The organism is Arthrobacter sp. GW822-FHT05G07 (assembly GCF_058799755.1).
The window spans coordinates 256,459-279,315 of sequence record NZ_JBXALT010000009.1 but is presented as its reverse complement, the minus strand read 5'-3'; the positions used below and the strand labels follow the sequence as shown (position 1 = coordinate 279,315).

Genomic DNA, 22,857 nt, shown 5'->3' with positions numbered 1-22,857 from the left:
GGATCACGATCAGGCAGCTGGGCAGTCAACCCGCTGAGGATGTGTGAGGTCTCTTCTCCTGCAGCCACGTCCAACCTCTCTTCATTGAATGTCTGGGCGCTTGCTCTGTGGGGGCGCTCATCGAATTTCGTATTGTGAGAATAAAATTCTGCAATTCGAGATTACGTCTGCTGGTTGGGCAGCGTCAACACGGATTGCGTAACCAAAACAGTCAACTGGCAAAGCACTGCTCAAGCAACAGAATGTGACCCTGCATACATGGGGAACCCTTGACGTTACGTGACCTGAGTCATAGAGTGCTTTCACTATTCAATAACTAGATTCCGCATTGTGGAATCAGTACGAAGTGGAGATCCACGATGCAGACGACTTCATCAGTCGGCGTCACTGAGACTCCGGGAGACAAGAACGCAGGTGGCCCCAACCACCCGGTGGTAGGTAACACTGACCTCTGCGCCATAGCTTCCGAAGCCGCAGGCCGTACCATCAGCCCCAGCCTTTACAACATTGATCTCGCCCCCACGAAGGCCAAGGGCCGTAAGTGGACCAGCTACAGCATCTTTACCCTCTGGGCCAACGACGTCCACAGCCTGGGTAACTATGCCTTTGCCATCGGACTGTTCTCCTTGGGGCTGGGTGGATGGCAGATCCTGGTAGCCCTGGGCATCGGCGCCATCCTCCTGTTCGCTCTCTTGAACTTCTCCGGCTTCATGGGCGAGAAGACCGGCGTTCCTTTCCCGGTCATGAGCCGCATCAGCTTCGGCATCCGGGGCGCGCAAATTGCCAGCCTTGTCCGTGGCGCCGTTGCCGTGGCGTGGTTCGGCATCCAGACGTACCTGGCTTCGGTGGTTCTCCGCGTCATGCTGGTCGCCATGGCCCCGGGCCTCAAGGATCTGGACAGTAATTCCATCCTTGGGCTCTCCACCCTTGGCTGGCTCTCCTTCGTAGCCCTCTGGATCGTCCAGTTGGTCATCGTCAGCTTCGGCATGGAAATGATCCGTAAATACGAGGCCTTCGCCGGACCCATCATCCTGGTCACCATGGCCGCGATTGCCGTGTGGGTCTTCATCGAAGCCGGCGGTGCCATCCAGTGGAGCGGCATCAAGGGTCTTGAGGGTACCGAGATGTGGCTGACCATCTTCGCCGGCGGCGCTCTCTGGGTTTCGATCTACGGAACGTTCGTCTTGAACTTCTGCGACTTCACCCGCTCCTCCGCTTCCAAGAAATCCATCGTCAAGGGCAACTTCTGGGGCATCCCCATCAACATGCTCGTCTTTGGCGCCATTGTGGTGGTCATGGCCGGCGGTCAGTACAAGATCAACGGGACCGTCATCGAGAGCCCCTCGGACATTGTGGAGAGCATCCCCAATACGCTCCTGCTGGTCCTTGCTTGCCTGGCACTGCTGATCCTGACCATCGCCGTGAACCTGATGGCCAACTTCGTGGCTCCGGTCTACGCCCTGACCAACCTCTTCCCGCGGCACTTGAACTTCCGCAAGGCGGCATGGGTCAGTGGGACCATCGGTCTGATCATCCTGCCGTGGAACCTCTACAACAACCCCATTGTCATCGTGTACTTCCTGGGTGGCCTTGGTGCTTTGCTCGGCCCGCTGTTCGGTGTGGTTATGGCCGACTACTGGCTGGTCCGTCGCGGCAAGGTCAACGTCCCCGAGCTCTACACGGAAGATCCCAAGGGTGCCTACTTCTACAAGCGTGGCGTCAACCCGAAGGCCATCATCGCTATGCTCCCGGCAGCCGGCCTCGCCATCGCCATCGCCTTCATCCCGGGACTGGCCGCGGCGGCTCCGTTCGCCTGGTTCATCGGTGCCGGCGTCGCAGCCCTGACGTACTTCGCTGTCGCGGACAAGAAGCAAGTCCACGAAGACGTCTCCGGCGAGCCGATCGCCGTCGCCAGCACCCACTGACATCACCCAAGATCAAGGCCCGCCCGTCCTCCCGGTCCATCGGAAAGAGGACGGGCGTCGCCGTTGAGAGGAAAACCATGCGCATCCTTGTCGCAAACGTGAACACCACCCAGTCCATGACGGATTCCATCGCCGCCCAGGCTCGTGCGGCAGCTGCCCCCGGCACCGAAATCATCGGCATCACCCCGCGCTTCGGCGCCGACTCCTGCGAGGGCAATTTCGAAAGCTACCTCGCTGCGATCGCCGTCATGGATGCAGTGGTGAACTACCCCGAGCCGTTCGACGCCGTCATCCAGGCCGGCTATGGCGAGCACGGACGCGAAGGCCTCCAGGAACTCCTGGACGTCCCGGTAGTTGATATCACCGAGGCAGCAGCCAGCACCGCGATGTTCCTTGGACACAAATACTCAGTGGTCACCACGCTGGATCGCGCTGTTCCACTGATCGAGGACCGCCTCAAGCTCGCGGGCCTGGAAGCACGTTGCGCTTCTGTCAGGGCCAGCGGCATGGCCGTGCTGGAACTTGAGGAATACCCGGAGCGTGCTGTTGAAGCCATTGTGAGCCAGGCGGAACAAGCGGTCCAGCAGGACAAGGCCGAGGTCATTGTTCTCGGCTGCGGCGGAATGGCCGGTCTCGACGAGCAGATCCGCCAGCGTACGGGCGTCCCCGTGGTGGATGGAGTTGCCGCCGCGGTCACCATCGCCGAGTCACTGGTCCGTCTCGGGCTGTCCACGTCCAAGGTGCGAACCTATGCGACGCCACGCCCGAAGACTGTCATAGGCTGGCCGATAACCCCAGCCCAAGCAACTCCAGCCCAGCCGGCAGAAGCCGCACGCTGACGCTCCACCGCACCACCCGAAAGGCAACCACATGACTGACTCCAGCCCGCCCGCAAACTTTAGGGTCGCCGTCGTGACCGGGGCCGGTTCGGGTATTGGGCGGGCAGTTGCCCGGCTCATGCTCGCCGAAGGCTACCGGGTGGCGTTGGCCGGTCGCCGTGAGGCGCAGCTGCTCGAAACCGCAGGCGACCATTCGGAAGCGTTGGTGGTTCCGTGCGATGTCACAGCGCCCGACGACGTCGCCCGCCTTTTCGCGGAGGTTCGCCAACGCTGGGGTCGGGTTGATGTGCTGTTCAACAATGCCGGCATTTTCGGCCCGGCCGGCGATGTGGGTGAGATCAGTGTGGACGACTGGGAAGCAACGTTGAGGGTGAATGTCACCGGTTCCATGCTGTGTGCGGCCGAGGCCGTGCGGAGCATGAAAGCCCAGGAGCCGCAGGGTGGCCGCATCATCAACAACGGATCCATCTCAGCGCACTCGCCCAGGCCGAGGTCCGTGGCTTACACAGTTACCAAGCATGCGATGACGGGTCTGACCAAGAGTATTGAGCTGGACGGGCGGGAGTTTGGCATCACCGCCGGGCAGATCGACATCGGCAATACGCGCACCGAGATCATGGACACCATCGGCGTGGGCTCCGGTGCTCTCCAGGCCGACGGCAGCCGCAAGGTGGAGCCGATGTTCCCCGTGGAGGACGCTGCCCGTGCCGTGTTGATGATGGCCAACATGCCGGCGTCGGCGAGTGTTGGATCCTTGGTGGTGACCGCTGCCGGCATGCCCTTCGTGGGTCGCGGCTAGGGAGTCCGCACTCCCTCAACGGGAGCCCCGTACCGCCACCACCCACTTTGAACTTGAATGCCCGCGGCACGCCTGACAAAGGGTGTGTCGCGGGCATTTCTGTGCTCAAAAGGGGTGGTGGGCGCCCGCACCCCAAAGCTCCAAACCAAATGTGACTTTCCATATTATGGAAATGCAATTCCCTCTTGCGGAATGGTGTGAGCAGGCTTACATTTGAAAAACCCCCTCAAAATGTGGGGCTGTTCCCAACTGATTGGTTCAGATCAATGAAGATCCCAGACCCCGCGGCGCTGAAGGCGAGTTCGGCCCCGCAGAAGAAAAAGCGGCTGTATCAGTCGCTCTTTTTTCAAATCCTGATCGCCGTCGTCGCAGGTGTACTCATCGGTCATTTTTGGCCGACCATCGGGTCCGCCCTCCGGCCACTGGGTGATGGATTCATTCAACTCATCAAGATGATCATCGCCCCGCTGATTTTCCTTGTGATTGTCACAGGCATCTCAGCAGTGGGCGACGTCAAAGCGGTCGGAAGGGTCGGGGTCAAGGCGCTCCTGTACTTCACCGGCGCCACCCTCTTCGCCCTCGTCTTCGGGCTCATCGTCGGAAATATTGTTCAGCCTGGTGCTGGCCTTAATATCGACCCCGCTACGCTCTCCCAGGACGCGCTCAACGCCAAGACCGGAAACGCGCCTCCCAAGGACGCCGCAGCGTTCATCCTGGATGTCATTCCCGTCAGCGTGATCGGTGCTTTTGCCAACAACAGCCTGCTTCAGGTGCTGTTCTTCTCCGTCTTCTTCGGTGCTGCGATTGTTGTCATCGGCCGCGAGCGTTGCATGCCGGTCATCAGCCTGATGGAGACCGTCCTGGAACTGATCTTCAAGATCATGTCCTGGATCATGAAAGTGGCTCCCATCGGTGCATTTGGTGCCATGGCATTCATCATCGGCCAGTACGGTCTGGGCACGCTCAGTACCTATGCTCTGCTGATAGCCGCCTGCTACGGCGCAGCGATTGTCTTCATCGCGTTGCTGTTCCTGGTGGCTTGGAGCTTCGCCAGGGTTCCGCTGTGGTCATTCCTCAAGTACACCCGCGAAGAATTCCTGCTGGCACTCGGAACAGCCTCCACGGAAGCTGTCATGCCACGCATCATGACCAAGCTGACCAACGCAGGCTGCTCCCGTGCCACCACCGGACTGGTGGTACCTACCGGCTACTCCTTCAACCTGGACGGCGCGGCGATCTACCTGTCCATCTCGCTGCTGTTCCTGGCGCAGGCCTTCGGCCACAACCTTGATCTGGGCCAGCAGTTGGCGGCCCTGGGCGTCCTGCTCCTGACTTCCAAGGGCATGGCCGGTGTGCCGGGTTCGTCCTTCCTGGCCCTCTCCGCCACGGCAGCAGCGCTCGGCATCTTCCCGGTGGCCGGCGTCGCACTCCTCCTTGGAGCCGACCGCCTCATGGACTCCATGCGTGTGGTGGTGAACCTGCTGGGCAACTGCGTGGCAACGTTCGTCGTCGCCAAGTGGGAGGGCCAGTTTGACCGCAGCGTCATGGTCCGCGCCTTCAACGGTGAGATCACCAACCATGACTCGGCCGTCATGCTTGGCAAGGAAGAAGTCTTCGAAGAGCAGGAACTCCAGCGCATCAGCGAGGGCCAGGAACCTTCTCCGAAGTTCCGCGGCGGCCCCGCGGCGGACGATATCCCGCAATTCGAAATGAGCAAGCGCGGGCAACCATCCAACCCGGTCTGCCCGGATTAGTACAGCCAAAGCATGAGGCCCCTCAAGACGACTCTTGAGGGGCCTCAGCTGTATAAGAACCCCTAAAGGGGCAGCAGCTCCGAGAGGTCTGCACGCAAACCGGACGCAGTGAGCTTGTGGTTCGAAACCGCGTCTGCCCACGCAATCCGTCCTGTCACCAGCGACAGCCAAGTGGCGGCGTCGCACTCGATCACGTTCGGGGGAGTGCCGCGCGTGTGGCGGGGCCCCTCCACGCATTGGGTGACGCCGAACGGCGGCACGCGGACCTCCACGGAGTTGCCGGGCGCGCGGGCGGTGACTTCCTCCAGGGAGTAGCGCACCGCCGTCGCAATGAGAGTGCGCGACGGCGGCGGCCCGGAAGCGCTGCCCGGCTCACCATCTGAAGGCTCGACGGCGGCCTGCCAGGCTGCCAGCGCAGCGCGGCCCTCGGAAACATCGACGCGGCGTCGTGCAACAGCCATACGTTTTCTCCTCAGAAGTACTAGTCGAGCAGGGCAGAGACGGCGTGACCCAGCCGGATCTTGCCTACCTCGTGTCCGCCGCCGAGCACGGGCTCAACCACCCGTTCCAAAACACCGGAAACCGCCGGTATGTCCACGGCTCCACTCACTGCCAGAAGGGTCAAGCCCACCAAGGACGTGGCGCGGAGGTTTCCGTCGAGTATCTTCACGGCTACCGTGGCGCCGGTGGGGGTTGCCAGGACCAGGACGCCTTCGGCCCCGATCTTGGCCAGGACTTCCAGTTCTTCCATGACGATGGTGTTGGACTCGCCCTTCCCTTGGACGGCCCAGGGGTAGTCGAGCATGGATGTGGCGATGGTGGCAGCACGGGCATTGGACGATTTGTCGCCGGGGGACTTGGCCAAGCGGGAGTAGGCGCGGGCCAGGCCGGTCAGTGAGATGGCAGCAACAGGTGCGCCGCAGCCGTCGATGCCCAAATGGGAGATCGTTTCGCCGCTGTATTCCTCAATCACCGAGCGCACGCGCTGCTGCAGCGGATGGTTTGGTTCAAGGTAGCTGCGCAAGTCCCAGCCGTTTTCGGTGCAGGCCCACAGGAATGCTGCGTGCTTGCCGGAGCAGTTGAATGCCAGTTTCGATTGTCCGCGTTCGGAGCGAACCAGCCAGTTGCGGGCCGTTTCGTCCTGGGGCCAGGCGGCAGGGCACTGGAGGTTTTCCTCCTTCACGCCTGCTGCTTTGAGCATCCCCTCCACAACGTCCATATGATCCAGGGAACCGGTGTGGCTGCCGCAGGCGACAGCAACTTGGGCGCCACGGAGGGGCACGCCGGATTGCATGGAAGCCAGGGCTTGGAAGGGCTTGAGCGTGGAGCGGGCGAGAATGGGAGCGTCGATGTCACCAAGACGGGTGACCACCGAGCCGTCGCCGGCAAGAACCACGGCCGCGCCGATGTGCCGGGACTCAATAAAGCCACTACGTTCGATCACTGCCAGTTCTACCGCGGACTCAACGTTGAACGTTTCATGCGAACTCATGGGCATACAGCCAAGTCTAGGGGCGTACGGGGTCCGGTGAATGACACAGCTTAGGCCCCGCGCCCTTCACAAAGTACCCTTGAAGACTGTGAAGGTACTCGTCATTGGCCCAGGCGGCCGCGAACACGCCATTGTCCGCTCTCTGCTTGAAGATCCCAACGTTTCCGAGGTCCACGCGGCCCCGGGCAACGCGGGCATCAGCAAACTCGTTCCCACCCACGCGATTGACGGGAACAACCCGGAAGCCGTGTCCGCCCTCGCCACCAAGCTGGGCGTGGACCTGGTTGTCGTAGGACCCGAGGCGCCTTTGGCTGCCGGTGTGTCCGACGCGGTCCGCGAAGCCGGCATTCCCGTCTTCGGTCCCAGCAAGGAAGCAGCCCAGCTGGAGGCTTCCAAGGCGTTCGCCAAGCAGATCATGGCTGAAGCCAACGTTCCCACGGCTATGGCACGCGTTGCCACCAACGCTGACGAAGCTGCCGACGCCTTGGACACCTTTGGTGCCCCGTATGTAGTTAAGGACGACGGCCTGGCCGCCGGTAAGGGCGTGGTGGTCACCAAGGACCGAGCGGAAGCCCTGGCTCACGCCCAGGCATGCTTCGACGCCGGTGGAACGGTAGTCATCGAGGAATTCCTTGACGGCCCTGAGGTCTCCCTGTTCGTCCTCTGCGACGGCCGCACCACCGTCCCGTTGTCCCCGGCGCAGGACTTCAAGCGCATCTTCGATAACGACGAAGGCCCCAACACTGGTGGCATGGGCGCGTACACACCGCTCGAATGGGCTCCCGAGGGGCTGGTCCAGGAAGTCATCGACCGCGTGGCACAGCCCACTGTGGACGAGATGGCCCGCCGCGGCACCCCGTTCATCGGCGTGTTGTACTGCGGACTTGCCCTGACGTCGCGCGGCACACGCGTCATCGAGTTCAACGTCCGCTTCGGCGACCCCGAGACGCAAGCCGTTCTGGCGCGGCTCAAGACGCCGCTCGGCGCGCTGCTCCTGGCAGCTGCCAAGGGCGAACTGGATACCGCAGAAGAGCTGCGCTGGTCCAAGGACACGGCAGTCGCCGTCGTCGTAGCCGCCGAAAACTACCCGGACACGCCCCGCACGGGCGATCGCATCCGCGGCCTGAAAAAGGTGGACGAGCTCGACGGCGTCCACGTAGTCCACGCCGGCACCGCGCTGGATGAGGAAGGCAAGGTCGTCTCGGCCGGCGGCCGCGTCCTGGCGGTTGTCGCGCTCGGTTCCGATCTGGTGGAGGCCCGCGAAAAGGCGTACGACGGCGTCGAGCTGGTTCAGCTTGAAGGCTCACAGTTCCGCACGGACATCGGAGGCAAGGCCGCACGCGGCGAAATCCGCGTGCCGTACGCAGCCACCGGAACCATCCCGAAAGTACAGGCCTGAGCATGACTGAAAGCACTCCCGGCGGCCTCGAGACCGAGGCCCTGCAACTTCCCGGTTGGACGCACGTCTACTCCGGCAAGGTCCGCGACCTGTACGTTCCGGCCGATGAATCCATCACCGAAAGGTTCGGCCAGGAATGCGTCCTGGTGGTCGCCAGCGACCGCATCAGCGCGTACGACCACGTCCTGAGCAGCGAAATCCCGGACAAGGGCCGCGTTCTCACGCAGCTCAGCCTCTGGTGGTTTGATCAGCTGGACGTAGAGCACCACGTGTTGGCTTCCACTGTGGAGGGCGGCGTTCCTGCCGCCGTCCAGGGCCGTGCCATGATCTGCAAGAAGCTGGACATGTTCCCGGTGGAATGCATTGCCCGGGGGTACCTCACTGGTTCAGGCCTGGCTGAGTACAAGCACTCCCGTACGGTCTGTGAGATCCCCCTGCCGGAGGGCCTCGTGGATGGATCCCGGCTGGAGAAGGCTTTGTTCACCCCGTCGGCCAAGGCCGAGGTTGGCGAGCACGACGAAAACATCACCTACGACGACGTCGTAGCCATGGTGGGCGACGACATCGCGGCCCGCCTCAGCGAACTCACATTGAAGATCTACACCCGTGCCGAGGAAATCGCCCGTGAACGCGGCATCATCCTCGCCGATACCAAGGTGGAGTTCGGAATTGACGCAGCTACTGGGATCATCACCCTGGGCGACGAAGTCCTGACTCCGGATTCCTCGCGGTTCTGGGATGCGTCCACGTATGCGCCGGGCCAGTCGCAGCCCTCGTACGACAAGCAGTACGTCCGTGACTGGCTGACCTCCGCCGAGTCCGGTTGGGACAAGGCCTCGGACACTCCGCCGCCGGCACTTCCGGCCGACGTCGTGGACCGCACGCGCGCCCGCTACGTCGAGGCGTATGAGAAGCTGACGGGCCGCACCTTCGCGTAGGTCCCACCCAACTAAGTCGCAGTAGAGCGCGTTTTGACCGCTCAAAACGTGCTCTACTGCGACTCAGTTGGGTTTAGCTGGCCTCGGAATGTTCCTTTGCGGCACGGCGCTCGGCCAGCCGGATTTCCAGGACAGCGTCCATTGCTTGCTGCACCCGGTCCGAGGCTCCAGCGGCGCTGAAATCGTGCTGTGCTTCTTCCAGGTAATGCAGGGCTTCGGTCGACTCGCCGGCTGCCTTGAGCGACTTGCCCAGGAGCAGCGAGACTTCGCCGGCCGTGTGCCGAGCCAGGACCTTGCGGTCCTCGTAGATTTCGCGGAGCTTGGACACTGCGGCCGGAATGTCACCTGTCAAGTACAGCCAGCGGGCGCGGATGAACGCGACCTCAAGCTGGTCCGTCTTGTTTCCGCCCACGATCGACAAAGCGAGTTCGGCGCGTTCAATGGAAGAAAGTGTCTCCGGTTCCACGATCCCGGAGGACAAGCGGACCGCCGCCGAGGCCTTGTTAAAGCGGGCCCACAGTTCGATGTCGTTGGCGGGGGAGAGAAGCTTGGCAGCGCGCTCGTGGTGCTTGATGCCCTCAATGTAGTCGTGCCGCATGAAAGCGACGTTCCCCACCACCCAGGCGACCTCGCCGGCCAGTTGCGACATGGAGTGCTCGTCCATGTGCTCGATCATGGCCAGGCAATACGTCCACGCTTCGTCGAGCTTGCCGCTTTCGGCCAACGCGCCGATCAGTGCACGGTGTGCACCGATGATCAGCGTGGATCCTTTGGGCAGTTGCTCGCTCAGCTTTACTGCCTGCTTCGCATGCTCGACGGCGGTGGCCAGTTGGCCTTGGCCGTGGCACACAGCGGCAAGCATCTGCCAGGCACGAACACCCAGGCCGGCGGATTCCGTGGCCATGGGGTGCTCCAGCAGGTGCTCGACGATTTGCTGGCATTCCTTCAACATGCCCTGCTTCATCACGCATTCTGCCTGCATGTACGTCATGTTCCACCAAGCGCTGTTGTTCTTGGCCTCGAGGGCAATCTGCGCGGCGGTGGCGGCGTGGCTGGCGGCCAGTTGGTAGTCGCGAAGGTCCCAAGCCTGCCGGGCGTAGAGTCCGGCGAGGACGTACTCGGCATCACTGACGGAGACTGGTTGGCTCCACGCTTCAAGTGCTTTGGGCGCCAGCTCCAGCCTGCGGGCCAGCTCCTCGATGACCTCGGCCGTAGGCTCGCGGCGACCGGTCTCCAGCAGCGAAATATAGCTCGGTGAATACAGGTTCTTGCCTAGCTCTGCCTGCGTCAACCCACGTTCGAGCCGTTCGGCACGTAGCTTCTCGCCGAATCCGTTTCCCACGGGTCCCTCCTACAGGTGTCTTTTGACCAAAACCTTGACAGTCTCTGTGGAAAACATTTTACAATGTATGTCAACAGGGACCGTGCAATTTCCGTAACGAATCCGACTCGCATTGGGGTACAACATGTTCAAGAAAATCATCGCGTCAGTGGCCGTGGCGGGCGCACTGACGTTCGCGGTTGCGGCTCCCGGGGTAGTCTCTGCTGCTCCCGCAGCAGATTCCAGCACAGTAAGCGCCATCGGTAACTGGCCGGACCCCATGCGGTCCACCACCACGGTGCCCAAGAAGGACAAGGCCGAGACCGAACCGACATTCAGCACGATGTCCATCGGCAACTGGCCCGACCCTATGTAAAACAATTGTAGTAAAAGAAACCCCGGAGTGTGACGAACCCAGCTCCGGGGTTTCTTTTTGCCTTTTTGTGATGTGTATTGGCGCCACCCGAATTCGCTCAGGACCCGGAGGTGGGGTGGCGCTGCCCGGATGTGCGAGTCGCGCGCGGGGATGCGTTGCGCGTGTCTTGAGTGGCGCGGGGGTGGTTCGGGCAAACAAAAATGGCGCCGATTTCTCGACGCCATTTTCGTGTTTGGTCGGGATGACAGGATTTGAACCTGCGACCTCTTCGTCCCGAACGAAGCGCGCTACCAAGCTGCGCTACATCCCGATCCGCTGCGAAAGCAACTGTTCAAGAATAGCCGAAACGTCCCGTGATGCGAAATCGAGGGGGTGGTGTCGCTCCTCACAGCTGCCACGGGGCCGGGGTCAGACCAACGAGTCCCGCCACGCACCGTGCAGCTGGGCAAACCGTCCGCCACCGCTGATCAACTCGGCCGGCGTTCCGTCCTCCACAATGCGTCCGTCGTGGACCACCAGCACCCTGTCAGCCGTCTCCACAGTGGAGAGGCGGTGGGCGATGATGATCGCCGTACGGGCGGAGTTACCGCCTACGACTCCCTCCAACAGATGCGCGAGGCCCTGCTGGACCATGCGCTCAGAAGGAATGTCCAAGGAGGACGTTGCTTCGTCGAGGATCAGCACGGCTGGTGCGGCCAGGAAAGCGCGGGCGAAACCGATGAGTTGGCGCTGCCCGGAGGACACTCGTCCACCACGTTTGTTGACGTCTGTGTCGTAACCTTCGGGGAGGCTCGTGATGAACTCGTGGGCACCCACTGCTGCAGCGGCAGCCTCAATCTCGGACCGTGACGCCTCAGGCCGACCCAGTGCAATGTTGTCCGCCACTGAGCCGCTGAACAGGAACGCTTCCTGCGTCACCATCACCACTGCACGGCGGAGGTCTGTGGTGGACAGGTCCCTGAGATCCACACCGTCAAGGGTGATGGCCCCGGAGGTGACATCGTAGAAGCGGGCCACGAGCTTGGCCAGCGTGGACTTGCCCGCTCCCGTCTGGCCAACCAGTGCAACGGTCTGACCGGCAGGGATGTGCAGGTCCAGTGTGGGAACAACAACTTTGCCATCGCTGTAGCCGAACGTCACGCCCTTGAAATCGATTTGGCCGCGCGAACTTTTCAGCGGTACCGGGTTCTTGGGCGGACGGACTGTGGGCACCTCTTCGAGGAGACCGGATACCTTCTCCAGCGCTGCCTGGGCGCTCTGGAAGGAGTTGTAGAACATGGCCATCTGGTCCACCGGCTGGAAGAAGCGCTTAGTGGAGAGGATCAGTGCCAGCAGGACACCGACAGCCAGATCCCCACTCAACACGCGGAAGCCGCCAAACAACAGCACGACGGCGACGCAGACGTTGCCGATCAGCACCAGTCCCGGTTGGAAAATGCCGTTGAGGTTGATGGAGCGGACAGTGTTCTTGCGGTAGTCCTCAGCCAGTTGGCCGTACTGCCCGGCGTTCTCGCGCTCCTTGCGGAAGGCCTTGACTGCCCGGATACCGGTCATGGTTTCCACGAAGTGCACGATCAGCCGCGCTGACACCACACGGGACTCCCGGAATGCGATCTGCGAGTGCTTCTGGTACCAGCGGGCCAGGAAGAACATCGGAACGCCGGCCGCGAGCATGATCAGGCCCGTGCGCCAGTCCAAGGCGAACACGGTGAAAGCCGTGAACAGCATGAACAGCATCCCCGAAGCCAGCGAGCTTACTCCTGAGTCGAGTAGTTCCCGGAGGGCCTCAAGGTCGGAGGTCTGGCGCGCGATGATGCGGCCGGACGTGTACTTCTCGTGGAACTCCAGGCTCAAACGCTGGGTGTGCCTGAAGACGCGGAGTCGCAGATCCAGGAGCATTGCCTGGCTCAGGCGCGCAGTGGAGGTCACGTAAAGGGCGGTCATTCCTGCAGTGGCGATGGCCGCAGCCAAGTACAACGCACCGGCCAGGACCAGTGGGAAATTATCGCCCGCCTGCAACGCTGGGAGCGCGTTGTCGATGCCGAAGGCGATCAGCGCAGGCCCCGCTACCCGGGTCAGTTGGCTGACGATCACCATGGCGATTGTCAGCCAGAAACGCAACCGTACGGGGCGGATCAGCGAGGCAAGCAAAGCAAGTGACCGGCGTCGTACGGCTTTGCTGTCCGCTTTGGTGAGAAGCGTGTTGTCTTCGTTCGCGGTTCCAAAAGTGGTGGAGCTCATCGGCGGGCCTCCTGGGCGTTCTCGAGCTCGTCCAATTCGCTGTCCAGGTCCTTCGGGCCGGTATCCAGGCTCGCGATCACGTAGCGGTAATGGTCGTTCTCTGCCAGCAGTTCCGTATGGGTCCCGACGGCGGTGATGGTCCCGTTTTCGAGCAAAGCCACCCGGTCCGCCAAGGCAACAGTGGAGGGCCGGTGGGCGACGATCAGCGTGGTGGTCTCGTTCAGGACCTCCCGCAGCCGGGCCTCCACCCGTTCCTCCGTATTGACGTCCAAAGCGGAGAGGGGGTCGTCCAGCACCAGGACCTTGGGCTTGGCTGCGATGGCCCGGGCAAGCGCGATTCGTTGGCGCTGGCCACCGGACAGGCTCAGCCCTTCCTCTCCAATCAGTGTGTCCACGCCGTCAGGGAGTGAGTATGCGAAGTGGGCCTGTGCGACGTCCAGGGCTTCATCCAGCGCGGCATCGCTGGGGTCCGGGGCGCCGAGCAGGACGTTGTCCCGGACCGAGCTGGAGAACAGCGTTGTGTCCTCGAACGCCACGGCTACCACGGACCGGAGGGCTTCGAGATCGAAGTCCCGCACGTTGACGCCGTCGATCGTCACGGCACCCTCGGTCACGTCGTACAGGCGGGGGACGAGTTGCAACAGGGCGCTCTTGCCACTGCCGGTGATGCCCACAAGGGCCATGGTTTCGCCAGGACGGACGTCCAACGTGATGTCCCGCAGGAGCCGACCGCCGTCGTCGAACCCGAAACCTGCGTGCTCAAAGCGCAAGGCGCCCTTAACGGTTTCGGGAACCGTGGCCTGGTCCGGGGAGGTGATGGTGTTTTCCGTGTCCATCACCTCGAAGTGGCGGTCCAGCGCGGTCTTGGCGGTCAGTGCCATGGCCAGCAGCATGCCCGAGAACTCCACGGGAGTGGCCACCACCGCGGCTGTGGCAAAGAACGCCACCAGCGCGCCGATGCTCAGTTGTCCGTTAGCCACAAGCATGATGCCCACCACCAGCCCGACGCCCAGCGCCAGCTCCGGCAGCAAGGTGACCACCAGCGTGAACCCGGCTTGCTGCTTGGCCTTGGCGATCTCGGTCTGACGAAGTTCCTCAGCCTGGCCGTTGAAGTTCTCAAGGGCTTCGCGGCTCCGCCCAAAAGCTTTCAGGACGCGGATGCCGTGGACGGATTCCTCCACGGTGGTGGCGAGGTCGCCGGCCTGGTCCTGGCTGAGGCGGGTGACCAAACTGAAGCGGCGGCGGAAGCGGAACGAGTTGATCATGATCGGCACGGCCGCTGCAAGGAAGATCAGCGCCAGCTGCCAGCTCATGGAGAACATCACACCGACGCCGATGATCACCGTCAGGGTGGTGACCACCAACATGATGGCGCCGAATGCCATCCAGCGGCGCAGGAAGCTCAGGTCCGTCATGGCGCGGGACAGCAGCTGGCCGGAACCCCAGCGGTCGTGGAACGCGACCGTCAGTTGTTGCAGGTGGCCGTAAAGGGTCACGCGCAACCGGGTTTCCACCGTGGTGGCGGGGTTGATGACGAACTGCCGGCGCAAAGCCACCAGCCCGGCTTCGGCGATCCCCAAGGCAAGAATCACGACGGCGGCAATCCAGACTGCGTCCGTGGAACCGCCGGGCTGCAAGGAGCTGTTGACAAGGACCCGCAGGACCTGCGGGATGGTCAGCGCGACGATGCTCGCCAGTAGGGCGCAGATGAGCCCCATGAATAGTCGGGGGAGGATGGGCCGCACATGAGGGTACAGGCGGCCGACGGATGTGAAAAATGACGTTTGCTTGGACATGCCCGCTTCTCAACAGCTGGATCTTCAGATGGTGCGGAGGTAGTTTCCCGTAGCAACTACCCTATGCCATGGCGTGATTCGTTTCACAGGACCGCGCAATGAAGGTGAAATGTTTGACCCAGTTATTGGGGATCGTAATGATCCCACCGTCCCTAGCTGCGCGACGTGAGTGTGAGCAGCACTGCTTCCGGGCGGCAGGCGATGCGGACCGGGGCGAAGCGGGACGTGCCGATGCCGCCGGAGACGTTCACCGGCGTCGTAAAGCTGTCGCTTTCCCAATCGTGGAGGCCCTTGGCTCGCCAATTGGGGAGATCGCAGTTGGCGACGAGTGCGCCGTAACCAGGGATGCAGATTTGGCCGCCGTGCGTGTGGCCGGCGAGGATCAGGTCCGCTCCGGCTTCGGTGAAGTGGTCCAGCACGCGCTGGTACGGAGCGTGGATGACTGCCACCTTCAGGTGCGGGCGGGCGTCCTGATTCACGGTGCCGCGGGGCCAACCGGCATAGCGTTCGCGGTTCAGGTGAGGATCGTCGACACCCGAAAAGTCGAATCGCAGTCCGTTCAGCACCACTGACTGGGCGCGGTTTGTGAGGTCGATCCAGCCGCCCATACCGAACGCCGAGCGGAGCTTGGGCCAGTCCAAGGCGATGGGGTCGGTTCGCATCCGCGACGGACCACGGAAGTAGCCAACCGGGTTCTTGATCCGCGGGGCGTAGTAGTCGTTGGAGCCCGGAACGAAAACGCCGGGGAACTCCAGCAGTGGTCGAAGTGCCTGGATCAGGGGATCAACGGCTTTGGCATGGCTGAGATTGTCGCCGGTGTTAACCACGAGGTCAGGCTTCAGATCCGCCAGCGATTGCAACCACTGCGTCTTCTTGTCCTGGCCCGGGACGAAGTGGATGTCGCTCAGGTGCAGGACGCGGAGCGGCTTGGATCCCTCCGGAAGAATGGGCAGGGTTTCGTGACGGACCTCGAACTGGTCCTTCTCCCACCAACCGTATGCGGCCGCTGCTGCTCCCGCTGCTGTACCGACCGCAGCTGTGACGGCGAAACCGCGCCCGACGGTGCGGACGCGGTTTGCCAATGAATCACTGAAGGACATGCCTAGTCCTTATTGCCGTTGTTACCGTTCCCGCTGTTGCCGTTTCCGGTGGCAGGCGGCTTGGGCGCCGTCGACGGGGTGGTATTGGACGGGGTGTTGTTCCGTTGCGGGGTAGGAGCACCCGTCAGGTTGGACGGCGGAGCCTGGAACGGGTTGGTTCCGTACGCAGGCGCCACAGCAAGCATGTAGTTGGTGAACTGCGGACCAGCGATCATGTAGCCGTCGATGGCCGGGTAGAACTTGCCGTTGACCGTGAGGTTGCGTCCCGGACGAAGCTGATCGCCCAGCGGGTCACCGAACCAGGAAGCCGTAGCCAGGCCGCTGGTGTAACCGACAACCCACGTGGAGCCGTTTGAGTCGTTGGTACCAGTCTTGGCTGCCACGGGGAAGTTCTTGGAGTTCAAAGCCGGACGGATCAAGGACCCCGAGCCTTCATCCAGAACCTTGCCCATGGCGTAAGCAACGCCGCGGGCAACTTCAGGCTTCACGGCATCCTTACAGCTGGAGGACTGGGCCGGCAATGAAGCACCGGACTGGTCTTTCACCGAGGTGATGGCGATCGGCTCGCAGTACTTGCCGTCAGCGGCGAAGGTTGCGAAAGACGCTGCCATGGTCAGAGGTGCGGTCTGCGTTGCACCAATAAGGTTGGACAATCGGGTCATCTGAACCTGCGGGTTCGGATCCGTGATCTTGCCCGTGTCATCGCGGGCAGGAAGGCCGCCGTGGATGCCGGTGGCATCAACGATGCCCTGGATTCCACAGAGATCCACTTGGGCTGCCGACGCAAAGGTGGCTGTGTTGATGGAGTTCTTGAGGCCCCAGAGAACCGTCATATTCCGGTAGTACTGCGGCTCGGCGTTTTGGAGGTCGAAGCTGCCCTGAACGTTACCGTCGTAGAAACCGTCGGTCGGAGTGGGACAGGTGTTCCTCCATGGGAAGTTCTGGGGATACTTGCGAACCGCCGCGTTGACATTGGTCTCCATCGATTTGCCCTCGTTCAGCCACTGGGCGAACGTAAAGGGCTTCATCGTGGAACCAGGCTGGAACCCGCCGATGCCGTTGAGGTCGTTCCCGTTCTTGTCCAGGACGTCCACGTTAAAGTTCTGGGTCTGATCGAACTTGCCCTCTTGAGGCAGCCAAACAGTGTTCTGGGCCATGCTCACGATCTGGCCGGTGCCCGGCTGGACGGAGACGATGGACGCGCCCCACTTGTCCGGGTTTGCGCCCGCCGTCGCGTCAACCTGCTGCTGGGCGACGTTCTGGGCTGTCGGATCGAGGGTGGTCTGGATGGTGAGGCCGCCGCGCTGGACGCGCTTAATCCGCTCCTCCGTGGTGTCACCGTACGCAGGGTCGTTGAAGAGCAGGTGCAGCACGTAGTCACAGAAGTACGGCGCCATGGTGGCGTAAGCGCAACCCTGGCGGGCCGGGGTGACCTGCGTGGTGACGGGGGTGGCAACAGCTTCGTCGTACTGTGCCTGGGTGATCTTGCCCTGATTGACCATGGAGGCCAGCACAAGGTCGCGGCGGACCTTTGAGCTGTCAGGGTTGGCGATGGGATCGAAGGCCGACGGGCTGTTCACGAGGCCAGCCAGCAGGGCGGCCTGCGGAAGAGTCAGGTCCTTGGCGGTGGTGCTGAAGAAGAACTTGGAAGCAGCCTCGATGCCGTAGGCGTCACGGTTGAAGAAGACGATGTTGAGGTAACCCTCAAGGATCTGTTCCTTGGAGAACTTCTTCTCCAAGGCGATGGCAAGCTTCATTTCGCGAAGCTTGTCGCCGACGCCCTTGCCGCCACCGTTGAGCTTGACGTCCTCTTCCCTGTCAGCCGCGACGAGGGATTCGTTGATGACGTTGTTCACGTACTGCTGCGTGATGGTGGACGCGCCCTGCTTGTTGCCGCGGGCGGTGCTTACCAGGGCTCGCATGATGCCGGTGGTATCAATGCCGCCGTGCTCATAAAAACGGCTGTCCTCGATAGCGATGACAGCGTCCTTGATGAACGGGCTCATTTGATCCAGCGGGACCCTGGTCCGGTTCTCTGCGTAGATCGAGGCGATCGGTGAACCGTCCTTCGCCAGGATGGTGGTGTTCTGGCTGGGCGGATCCACCTGAAGTTCCGCCGGCAGAGTGTCAAAGAACTGAATTGAACCACTTGCGGCACTGCCCGAAACGGCGGCTGCGGGGACCAAAAGGCCCGCCACCAGGACGCCACAAATCGCGCTCACACCAAGGAAGCCTAGAATCTTTCCGAGGGTGGTGGCAGTGTCGAATAGTGGGTTCTTGCGAGTCACCATGTTTTCCACTTTACCGGCAAGGGCTAGGCTTTCTGTCATGACCAAATGGGAGTACGCCACGATTCCGCTCATTATTCACGCTACGAAGCAGATCCTGGACCAGTGGGGCGAGGACGGCTGGGAGCTTGTCCAGGTTGTCGGTGGCCCCGATGGCAAAGGCCTTGTTGCATACCTGAAGAGGGAGAAGCAGTAATCATGACAACCCCCGCAGAAACCACGTCTGCCGCGGAATCCGGCGCCCCGACGTCTGCTGTTGAGCAGCGTCTGGCAGAGCTCGGATTGACCCTTCCCGAGGTCGCCGCACCCGTCGCCGACTACGTGCCGGCAATCGTCTCCGGCAACTACGTTTACACCTCCGGGCAGCTGCCATTTATTAACGGCAAACTCGAAGCTACGGGCAAGGTGTCGCTCGGCGAGTTGGGCACGTCCGATGAACCCACCGTCGATCCCGCAGACGCCAAGCGTTATGCAGCTCTCTGCGCCATCAACGCACTGGCCGCCGTCAAGAGCGTTATCGGCGATCTGGACCGCGTCACCCGCATCGTCAAGGTTGTCGGTTTCGTATCCTCCGAGCCCACCTTCACCGGCCAGCCCGGCGTGATCAACGGTGCGTCCGAACTTCTGGGCCAGGTATTTGGCGACGCCGGCAAGCACGCACGCTCCGCCGTCGGCGTTTCTGTCCTGCCGCTCGACTCTCCCGTAGAAGTCGAGCTCATCGCTGAATTCAGCTAAGGAACCGGTTCAACCAATTGCCGCAGCTTGCCCGCCGTCTGTTCGTACTGCCCCCGGAACTTGAAGGGGCAGCACGAAACTGGCTTGAGCTTGGCGAACGGACCCCCAGGGCCGCCCGCTACGCCTCCTCTGTTGTGCTGTTGCGCGACTCGCCCACCGGCTTGGAAACCTGGCTTGGATACAGGCCGGGTTCCTCGCCGTTGGGCGTTGTCGCGTTCCCGGGCGGATCCTTGGACCCGTCCGACGACGACCCCGTAGGTTGGTTTGGCCCGTCACCCCAGCATTGGGCTGAGCAGATGGGAACGGACGACGTCGGACTCGCCCGCCGTCACGTGGTGGGCGCCATCCGCGAACTCTTCGAAGAAACGGGTGTCCTGCTCGCAGGCCCGGACGCTTCCTCCACTGTTGAGGCGAATTCCACTGCCGACTGGATGCGCGCCCGCGAAGCCGTGGCCGCGCAGGAGAAGTCCTTCACGGAGATGCTCTCTAAACGCGGGCTTTCAGTCCGCACCGACCTCCTCAAGCCCCTGGTGAACTGGCTCAGCCCGGACTTCGCGCACACGCGTTTCAACACCCGATACTTCGCCGCCACCGTCCCCGTGAACCAGCAACCCACCATCCTGGGTAGCAAAGGGGTTTGGGGTCGCTGGGTTACCGCTGCCGAAGCCATCGCCCTCAGGGACACCCCGGCACTCGGCGACGAAATAGGCCAGGAAAACACCGTGGGCCTCACCCTCGGGCAGCTCTTGGTGCCGGGCTCCGAAATCATGCTCGAAAAAATGGCCAACGCCAACGGCTGCATCGCGTACCTGAGCTACAAACGCAAAGCGCACGTGTACCAGGCAAAACTGGTGGACGAGGGCGGAATCCTGATGCTCGAGGTCGAAGCCGCCCGAACCGTAGCAGGCGAGCCCCAGCGCGAGCGCTGACCCTTCCTCCGACGCTCTCTCACTTCCCTCGGGCTTGGGGCGGACGCTCTCTCACATCCCTCGGGTTTGGGACGGACGCTCTCTCACTTCCCTCGGGCTTGACATGAAAAAAGCCGCCCCGGCAAACACCGGGGCGGCTTTTTTGTGGCTGTTTAGCGGGAGCGCTGGCGGAGGCGCTGCATGTCCAAAATCACCACGGCGCGGGCTTCCAGACGGAGCCAGCCGCGCTGGACGAACTCGGCCAGTGCCTTGTTGACGGTTTCGCGGGAAGCGCCCACCAGCTGGGCCAGTTCTTCCTGCGTGAGCTCGTGGGCTACCAGGACGCCGTCGGTGGCAGGACGGCCGAAGCGGTCCGCCAGGTCCAGGAGGGCCTTGGCTACACGGCCCGGGACGTCCGAGAAGACGAGGTCGGAAAGGGAGTCGTTGGTGCGGCGAAGGCGGCGGGCCAGAGCCTGCAGCAGCTGCGCGGAAACCTCGGGGCGCGTGCGGAGCAGAGCGTTGAGGCTCTCGTTCTTGAGGCCGGCCAGCCGGGTTTCCGAAACGGCTGTGGCCGTTGCGGTACGCGGGCTGGGGTCAAACAACGCCATTTCGCCGAAGAGCTCACCCGGGCCGAGGATGGCCAGAAGCGACTCGCGGCCGTCGGGGGACGTGCGGCCGAGCTTTACCTTGCCGGAAACGATGAAGTAGAGCTGGTCACCCTGGTCGCCTTCGCGGAACACCGACGCTCCACGTGAAAGGTCCACCTCGGTGAGTTCGTCCGTCAGCAAGCGGAATGCGTCGTCGTCAAGGGTGGCGAAGAGGGGTGCGCGGCGCAATACCTCGATGTCCATGAAATCTCCTGAATATAAGTTTCGGTCGTGGCGCTCAGGCCATTGTTTCAGAATTTTTAAGCTTCTGTGACGTACTTGGCACGTGAAACGCTGAAATGGCGCGGCTTTTTGGGTCCATCCGGCCCCTGCTGACGCCGTTCACAGGGGTATATGCGCCTCCTTATCGTGACCGGACTAACGGTTGGTTGTCAGGGTGGACATCTAGAATTAGCGCTACCCGGCTATGAGGAGCATTGGTGTTTGGCTTGACGATATTGGATTTGGCATTGATTCTGATGCTGCTCTCCTACTTGATCTATGGCCTGCGCAACGGCTTTATGGTCACGCTGGGTGGAATCGCAGGATTCGTCGTGGGCGCCATCGCGGCCTTCATGGCCGTTCCGCTCGTCAGCGGCTGGGTGACCGACAGCGGTTGGAGGCTGACCGCCACGGTGGGTGCCGCCGTCGTGCTTATTGCTTTGGGGCACGGCTTGGGCACCATGATCGGGCGTAAAGTCCGCCACACCGTGCGAATCAAGCCACTGCATGCGGTGGACCGGTTGATCGGTGGCGTGGTGAGCGTGGTGGTGGCTGCGCTGGTGATGTCCATGTTGGCGTTCAGCATCAGCTCGCTGGGTGTGCCGTTCGTTTCGCAGCAGTTGGCTGAGTCCCGCGTCATTCGCTACATCGACGATCTGACTCCCACGCCCGTCAAGAGCACCATGGCTCAGCTGCGGTCCACGGTGATCGGCGACGGAATACCGAAGCTCATCGAAGGCATCGGGCCTGTCACACCGGTGCCTGTTCCCAACGAGTCAACCGACACACCTGCCCTGAACCAAGCCGCCGATTCTGTCCTCAAGATCGCCGGCACCGCGTTCGAGTGCGGGCAGAACCAGACCGGATCCGGATTTGTTGTCTCGCCCGGGCGCGTCGTCACCAACGCGCACGTTGTGGCGGGCGTGTCGCAGCCTGTTGTGGAAGTGCCCGACGGCGGCGCGTTGCCGGGTCGGGTGGTTTACTTCGACTCCCAGCGGGACATCGCGGTGCTGGCCGTGGACGGACTGCAGTCCAGCCCGCTGCCCTTGAGTGCCGACCTGCCTGCCGGCAGCTCCGCCGCTTTTGCGGGATACCCGCACGGCGGCCCCTTCCAGTCCAAGCCAGCCACTGTCCAAGGCATTTCCACCATTCTGGTTCCGGACATTTATGGCAGCAATCCTTCTCCCGAGCAGGTCTACAAGCTGGCGGGCGACGTCCAGCCGGGTAACTCGGGTGGGCCGCTGCTGACCATGCAGGGACAGGTGGCCGGCCTGATCTTCGCCAAGACCACCACCGATGCCGCTCTCGGCTTCGCGCTCACCATGGCGGACCTTGAACCCGTGGCTGCGCAGGCTCCCGGTCTCAGCAACCCTGTCTCGGCTGGTCAGTGCACCCGTAAGTAAGTCAGTGCACCCGTAAATAGGTCCTCTCCCGCATCGTGGGTGTTTTCGCGCCGCTGCCGCTCACGTAGCGGGCACAATTCCCGCGCGCTCCTGCACCGCTATAGATTGGGAGCCATGACTGAAGCTACTCCCGCCACCGAAACGGGTCGCGGCACCATCCTTGTGATCAACGGCCCCAACCTGAACCTGCTGGGCACCCGCGAGCCGGAGAAGTACGGTACGTCCACTCTGGCCGACGTCGAGCAACTCGCCATGACTGCGGCAGCTGCCCACGGCTTCACCGTTGACTGCGTTCAGTCCAACCATGAGGGCGACCTCTTGGACGCCATCCACGCAGCGCGAGGCACCGCCGTCGGAATTGTGATCAACGCCGGCGCCTACACGCATACTTCCGTGGCGCTTCGTGACGCCCTGGCGGCTGTGCAACTGCCCGCCGTCGAGGTGCACATCACCAACGTGCACCAGCGCGAGGAGTTCCGCCACCACTCGTACCTGTCCGGCGTGTGCAACGCGATCATCGTCGGCGCGGGTGTCCTCGGGTACAAGCTGGCCATCGAGTACCTGGCCGATGCGGTCTGACGCTTTCCTCTGGTGCGAGAGGGATCCCGGGAACCCTCCGTTATCTGCGAGAGGGATCCCGGGAAGCCCGAGGGATGTGAGAGAGGGTCCGGTTC

20 protein-coding genes and 1 tRNA gene are annotated in these 22,857 nt (G+C 62.5%); 12 read left to right on the top strand and 9 right to left on the bottom strand.

Going from position 1 to position 22,857, the window contains the following annotated elements; genetic code table 11:
* Nucleotides 1-359: 359 nt before the first annotated feature.
* The 4 genes from AC1RJY_RS17065 to AC1RJY_RS17050 all read left to right on the top strand — a co-directional run bounded on the left by AC1RJY_RS17065 (nt 360) and on the right by AC1RJY_RS17050 (nt 5,317).
* A complete protein-coding gene (locus AC1RJY_RS17065; RefSeq protein ID WP_011776011.1) occupies nt 360-1,925 on the top strand; it encodes an NCS1 family nucleobase:cation symporter-1 in 1,566 nt (521 codons plus the stop codon).
* Nucleotides 1,926-2,002: 77 nt separating this feature from the next.
* Complete coding sequence (locus tag AC1RJY_RS17060; protein WP_011776010.1) at nt 2,003-2,764, top strand: aspartate/glutamate racemase family protein; 762 nt, start codon at nt 2,003-2,005, stop codon at nt 2,762-2,764.
* Nucleotides 2,765-2,795: 31 nt separating this feature from the next.
* Entirely contained in the window at nt 2,796-3,563 is a 768-nt protein-coding gene (locus tag AC1RJY_RS17055) for an SDR family oxidoreductase (protein ID WP_011776009.1), read from the top strand.
* A gap of 266 nt (nt 3,564-3,829) precedes the next feature.
* On the top strand, nt 3,830-5,317 hold the full coding sequence (locus AC1RJY_RS17050; RefSeq protein WP_011776008.1) for a C4-dicarboxylate transporter DctA: 1,488 nt from the start codon (nt 3,830-3,832) through the stop codon (nt 5,315-5,317).
* Between the two features lie 62 nt (nt 5,318-5,379).
* Here the strand turns inward: AC1RJY_RS17050 and AC1RJY_RS17045 are convergent, their stop codons facing one another.
* Nucleotides 5,380-5,778, bottom strand: a complete 399-nt coding sequence (locus AC1RJY_RS17045) for a sterol carrier family protein (RefSeq protein ID WP_014922705.1) — start codon at nt 5,776-5,778, stop codon at nt 5,380-5,382.
* Between the two features lie 20 nt (nt 5,779-5,798).
* Nucleotides 5,799-6,815: an asparaginase gene (locus tag AC1RJY_RS17040; RefSeq protein WP_014922704.1), complete on the bottom strand. Its 1,017-nt coding sequence runs from the start codon at nt 6,813-6,815 to the stop codon at nt 5,799-5,801.
* Nucleotides 6,816-6,849: 34 nt separating this feature from the next.
* Here AC1RJY_RS17040 and purD point away from each other — a divergent pair, with 34 nt between their 5' ends.
* Together purD and AC1RJY_RS17030 are read left to right on the top strand one after the other, a co-directional pair.
* A complete protein-coding gene (gene purD, locus AC1RJY_RS17035) occupies nt 6,850-8,208 on the top strand; it encodes a phosphoribosylamine--glycine ligase (protein WP_498602796.1) in 1,359 nt (452 codons plus the stop codon).
* A 2-nt stretch (nt 8,209-8,210) separates the two neighbouring features.
* A complete protein-coding gene (locus AC1RJY_RS17030; RefSeq protein WP_498602795.1) occupies nt 8,211-9,146 on the top strand; it encodes a phosphoribosylaminoimidazolesuccinocarboxamide synthase in 936 nt (311 codons plus the stop codon).
* A gap of 73 nt (nt 9,147-9,219) precedes the next feature.
* On the opposite strand, the gene AC1RJY_RS17025 is transcribed toward AC1RJY_RS17030, so the two are convergent.
* A complete protein-coding gene (locus tag AC1RJY_RS17025) occupies nt 9,220-10,488 on the bottom strand; it encodes a helix-turn-helix domain-containing protein (protein ID WP_498602794.1) in 1,269 nt (422 codons plus the stop codon).
* Nucleotides 10,489-10,612: 124 nt separating this feature from the next.
* On the opposite strand from AC1RJY_RS17025, the gene AC1RJY_RS17020 reads away from it, so the two are divergent.
* Nucleotides 10,613-10,843, top strand: a complete 231-nt coding sequence (locus AC1RJY_RS17020) for a hypothetical protein (RefSeq protein WP_011776002.1) — start codon at nt 10,613-10,615, stop codon at nt 10,841-10,843.
* A 233-nt stretch (nt 10,844-11,076) separates the two neighbouring features.
* On the opposite strand, the gene AC1RJY_RS17015 is transcribed toward AC1RJY_RS17020, so the two are convergent.
* The 5 genes from AC1RJY_RS17015 to AC1RJY_RS16995 form a co-directional block, all read right to left on the bottom strand.
* A tRNA-Pro gene (locus tag AC1RJY_RS17015) sits at nt 11,077-11,153 on the bottom strand.
* Between the two features lie 98 nt (nt 11,154-11,251).
* Nucleotides 11,252-13,084, bottom strand: coding sequence for an ABC transporter ATP-binding protein (locus AC1RJY_RS17010; protein WP_498602793.1), 1,833 nt, complete (start codon nt 13,082-13,084; stop codon nt 11,252-11,254).
* Nucleotides 13,081-14,880 carry an ABC transporter ATP-binding protein gene (locus tag AC1RJY_RS17005; RefSeq protein WP_498602792.1) on the bottom strand — a complete coding sequence of 600 codons (1,800 nt, stop codon included), beginning with the start codon at nt 14,878-14,880 and terminating at the stop codon, nt 13,081-13,083. The genes AC1RJY_RS17010 and AC1RJY_RS17005 overlap by 4 nt, the downstream gene beginning before the upstream one ends.
* 152 nt (nt 14,881-15,032) lie before the next feature.
* Nucleotides 15,033-15,980: a metallophosphoesterase gene (locus AC1RJY_RS17000; protein WP_498602791.1), complete on the bottom strand. Its 948-nt coding sequence runs from the start codon at nt 15,978-15,980 to the stop codon at nt 15,033-15,035.
* Nucleotides 15,981-15,982: 2 nt separating this feature from the next.
* Nucleotides 15,983-18,310: a transglycosylase domain-containing protein gene (locus AC1RJY_RS16995; protein WP_014922694.1), complete on the bottom strand. Its 2,328-nt coding sequence runs from the start codon at nt 18,308-18,310 to the stop codon at nt 15,983-15,985.
* Between AC1RJY_RS16995 and sp36 the strand changes: the two genes are divergently transcribed.
* The 3 genes from sp36 to AC1RJY_RS16980 are packed head-to-tail and all read left to right on the top strand — an operon-like array spanning nt 18,309 to nt 19,932.
* Complete coding sequence (sp36, locus tag AC1RJY_RS16990; protein WP_011775990.1) at nt 18,309-18,464, top strand: Sp36 family protein; 156 nt, start codon at nt 18,309-18,311, stop codon at nt 18,462-18,464. The genes AC1RJY_RS16995 and sp36 overlap by 2 nt on opposite strands.
* A gap of 2 nt (nt 18,465-18,466) precedes the next feature.
* A complete protein-coding gene (locus AC1RJY_RS16985; protein WP_011775989.1) occupies nt 18,467-19,003 on the top strand; it encodes a RidA family protein in 537 nt (178 codons plus the stop codon).
* 17 nt (nt 19,004-19,020) lie between these two features.
* Nucleotides 19,021-19,932 carry an NUDIX hydrolase gene (locus AC1RJY_RS16980; RefSeq protein ID WP_498602790.1) on the top strand — a complete coding sequence of 304 codons (912 nt, stop codon included), beginning with the start codon at nt 19,021-19,023 and terminating at the stop codon, nt 19,930-19,932.
* 152 nt (nt 19,933-20,084) lie between these two features.
* On the opposite strand, the gene AC1RJY_RS16975 is transcribed toward AC1RJY_RS16980, so the two are convergent.
* Complete coding sequence (locus tag AC1RJY_RS16975) at nt 20,085-20,762, bottom strand: Crp/Fnr family transcriptional regulator (RefSeq protein ID WP_011775987.1); 678 nt, start codon at nt 20,760-20,762, stop codon at nt 20,085-20,087.
* 236 nt (nt 20,763-20,998) lie between these two features.
* Between AC1RJY_RS16975 and AC1RJY_RS16970 the strand changes: the two genes are divergently transcribed.
* Together AC1RJY_RS16970 and aroQ are read left to right on the top strand one after the other, a co-directional pair.
* Complete coding sequence (locus AC1RJY_RS16970; RefSeq protein WP_498602789.1) at nt 20,999-22,183, top strand: MarP family serine protease; 1,185 nt, start codon at nt 20,999-21,001, stop codon at nt 22,181-22,183.
* 114 nt (nt 22,184-22,297) lie between these two features.
* Nucleotides 22,298-22,762: a type II 3-dehydroquinate dehydratase gene (aroQ, locus tag AC1RJY_RS16965; protein ID WP_011775985.1), complete on the top strand. Its 465-nt coding sequence runs from the start codon at nt 22,298-22,300 to the stop codon at nt 22,760-22,762.
* The last annotated feature ends 95 nt before the right edge of the window (nt 22,763-22,857 follow it).

What these genes read in the sequence shown, in the direction of transcription:
- AC1RJY_RS17065 (WP_011776011.1), top strand. Translation starts at nt 360, where the DNA reads ATGCAGACGACTTCATCAGTCGGCGTCACTGAGACTCCGGGAGACAAG.
- AC1RJY_RS17060 (WP_011776010.1), top strand. Translation starts at nt 2,003, where the DNA reads ATGCGCATCCTTGTCGCAAACGTGAACACCACCCAGTCCATGACGGAT.
- AC1RJY_RS17055 (WP_011776009.1), top strand. Translation starts at nt 2,796, where the DNA reads ATGACTGACTCCAGCCCGCCCGCAAACTTTAGGGTCGCCGTCGTGACC.
- AC1RJY_RS17050 (WP_011776008.1), top strand. Translation starts at nt 3,830, where the DNA reads ATGAAGATCCCAGACCCCGCGGCGCTGAAGGCGAGTTCGGCCCCGCAG.
- AC1RJY_RS17045 (WP_014922705.1), bottom strand. Translation starts at nt 5,778, where the DNA reads ATGGCTGTTGCACGACGCCGCGTCGATGTTTCCGAGGGCCGCGCTGCG.
- AC1RJY_RS17040 (WP_014922704.1), bottom strand. Translation starts at nt 6,815, where the DNA reads ATGCCCATGAGTTCGCATGAAACGTTCAACGTTGAGTCCGCGGTAGAA.
- purD (WP_498602796.1), top strand. Translation starts at nt 6,850, where the DNA reads ATGACACAGCTTAGGCCCCGCGCCCTTCACAAAGTACCCTTGAAGACT.
- AC1RJY_RS17030 (WP_498602795.1), top strand. Translation starts at nt 8,211, where the DNA reads ATGACTGAAAGCACTCCCGGCGGCCTCGAGACCGAGGCCCTGCAACTT.
- AC1RJY_RS17020 (WP_011776002.1), top strand. Translation starts at nt 10,613, where the DNA reads ATGTTCAAGAAAATCATCGCGTCAGTGGCCGTGGCGGGCGCACTGACG.
- AC1RJY_RS17010 (WP_498602793.1), bottom strand. Translation starts at nt 13,084, where the DNA reads ATGAGCTCCACCACTTTTGGAACCGCGAACGAAGACAACACGCTTCTC.
- AC1RJY_RS17005 (WP_498602792.1), bottom strand. Translation starts at nt 14,880, where the DNA reads ATGTCCAAGCAAACGTCATTTTTCACATCCGTCGGCCGCCTGTACCCT.
- AC1RJY_RS17000 (WP_498602791.1), bottom strand. Translation starts at nt 15,980, where the DNA reads ATGTCCTTCAGTGATTCATTGGCAAACCGCGTCCGCACCGTCGGGCGC.
- sp36 (WP_011775990.1), top strand. Translation starts at nt 18,309, where the DNA reads ATGACCAAATGGGAGTACGCCACGATTCCGCTCATTATTCACGCTACG.
- AC1RJY_RS16995 (WP_014922694.1), bottom strand. Translation starts at nt 18,310, where the DNA reads ATGACAGAAAGCCTAGCCCTTGCCGGTAAAGTGGAAAACATGGTGACT.
- AC1RJY_RS16985 (WP_011775989.1), top strand. Translation starts at nt 18,467, where the DNA reads ATGACAACCCCCGCAGAAACCACGTCTGCCGCGGAATCCGGCGCCCCG.
- AC1RJY_RS16975 (WP_011775987.1), bottom strand. Translation starts at nt 20,762, where the DNA reads ATGGACATCGAGGTATTGCGCCGCGCACCCCTCTTCGCCACCCTTGAC.
- aroQ (WP_011775985.1), top strand. Translation starts at nt 22,298, where the DNA reads ATGACTGAAGCTACTCCCGCCACCGAAACGGGTCGCGGCACCATCCTT.